Origin of the sequence: Mesorhizobium sp. M5C.F.Ca.IN.020.29.1.1, assembly GCF_003997375.1 — a bacterium.
In the GTDB taxonomy this organism is placed as follows: domain Bacteria; phylum Pseudomonadota; class Alphaproteobacteria; order Rhizobiales; family Rhizobiaceae; genus Mesorhizobium; species Mesorhizobium wenxiniae.
Genome location: NZ_RZSW01000819.1, coordinates 1 through 1,974 on the forward strand (window position 1 = coordinate 1; position 1,974 = coordinate 1,974).

Consider the following 1,974-nt stretch of genomic DNA (forward strand, 5'->3'; position numbering starts at 1 on the left):
CGACATTGTCGGCGACGTCGTGGGCCTGTTCGAGGCGAATTCCTGAGCGGGTCGCCGGCGCGGATTCCGCTTTAGCGGCGGCTGATCAGATCTGCGACGTCAGCTCGACTGGAAAATCGTCATTGTCGGCGTCGCGCATCGCGGCGAGGCTGCGATTGTCCAGCACCTCGGCGATCGCCTGTCGCACCTCCAGCATCATGTTCCGGACCTGGCATGTCGCCTCGTCGCAATCCTCGCAGCGCTGATATTGGGTGTGGCTGGCGCAAGGGATTGGCGCCAGCGGCCCGTCGAGGACACGCACGACATGGCCGATCTTGATCTCGGAGGCCGGCCGGGCGAGGCGGTAGCCGCCTTCCTTGCCCTTGCGGCTCTGGACGAAGCCGGCATTGCGCAATTCGCCCAGAATGGCATCCAGGAATTTCTTCGGGATGTTGTTGGCGACGGCAATGTCGTTGACGAATGCGAGCTGACCCACCGGCAAGCCTGACAGATGCACGAGGGCCTTGAGGCCGTATTTGCCTTTTTTGGTAAGCATGCTCGATTCAGTTCATGAAAACCCCAACCGCCCGCATCTGGCGGTTGTTTGTGTGTAAATCATGACGTTTGGTCGCACGATGCAGTTTCGCGAAAACAAGCCGTCTGATTGCTCAGTAGGCACAAACACGTTGATTCTTCGTGACGTTTTGGATGGTGCGCCCGGAAATGCGCGAAATCACCTTCCGGACCGCGAAACGAAGAAAGCCGGCAAAAGCCGGCTTTCGCTTCAAGTTCAAAGATCGCTTGCTCAGCGGCTGCCATAAGTCTGGTCGAGCAACCCGCCCGCGGCGAAATGCTCGGCCTGGATCTTGGCCCAGCCGCCGAAGACGTCCTCCACCGTCAGCAGGCGGACATCGGGAAACTCAGCCTTGTATTTGGCGGCGACCGCCGCGTCGCGAGCCCTCAGTCCGTTGCGGGCGGCGATGTCCTGGCCCTGCGGCGTGTAGAGGAAGTCGAGATAAGTCCTGGCGAGGTCACGCGTGCCATGCTCGTCGGCGACCGTGTCGACAATCGCCACCGGAAACTCCGCCAGCAGGCTGACCGAAGGCGTCACCTGCTCGAATTTGTCATCGCCATACTCCCTGCGGACGCCGCGCGTTTCCGACTCGAAGGTGATCAGCACGTCGCCGATCTCGCGCTGCACGAAGGTGGTGGTCGCGGCGCGCCCGCCGGAGTCGAAGATCGGGACATTGTTGAACAGTTTGGTGACGAATTCCTTCACCTTGGCATCGTCGCCCTTGAAGGCTTCCTTTGCGTAGGCGGTGGCCGCAAGATAGGTGTAGCGCGCATTACCGGACGTTTTCGGATTGGGGAAGATCACCTGCACGTCGTCGCGCACGAGATCGTCCCAATCCTTGATGTTCTTCGGATTGCCGGCGCGCACCAGGAAGGACGGCAGCGAATAGAAAGGCGAGGCGTTGTCGGGGAAGTCCTTCTGCCAGTCGGCCGAGATAAGACCCTTGGAGACCAGGAAGTCGATGTCGATGACCTGGTTGAAGGTGACGACATCGGCGCCGAGGCCCTCGGCGATGGCACGTGCCTGCGCCGACGTCCCGGCATGCGACTGATCTATGGTCACGCCGGGGTGCTCGGCGACGAAGGCCTTGTTCACCTGCGCAAACAGTTCGCGGCCGACATCGTAGGACGCGTTCAGCAATTTGTCGGCCGACCACGCTTGGGAGGATGCCAGGAACAGGCCGGCCAATGTGGCGACGCCAAGCAAAAATCGCTTCATGAAAACAGGCTCCTAAAATGCCGTTTATCGCAGAAGGATAATCGGGCGACGCCCGACGCGACGAGGCATGCAACCCGGATCTATGGTGTTGCTGTGAGAAAAAGCATTGCCGAATCGGCCCGTTGAAAGGATTTTCTTCCAAGCAGATGCATTTCGGCGCGTTCTCAGCACGCCGAGGTAGCCGCTTAGATACAGCCTTCTAC

General features: G+C 60.2%; 2 protein-coding genes. Both read right to left on the minus strand.

The window, feature by feature from the left end; translation table 11 throughout:
- Positions 1-85: 85 nt before the first annotated feature.
- Positions 86-535, minus strand: coding sequence for an Rrf2 family transcriptional regulator (locus EOA85_RS33895; RefSeq protein WP_127212600.1), 450 nt, complete (start codon positions 533-535; stop codon positions 86-88).
- 249 nt (positions 536-784) lie between these two features.
- Positions 785-1,771: a sulfate ABC transporter substrate-binding protein gene (locus EOA85_RS33900; protein ID WP_029351602.1), complete on the minus strand. Its 987-nt coding sequence runs from the start codon at positions 1,769-1,771 to the stop codon at positions 785-787.
- Positions 1,772-1,974 lie beyond the last annotated feature (203 nt).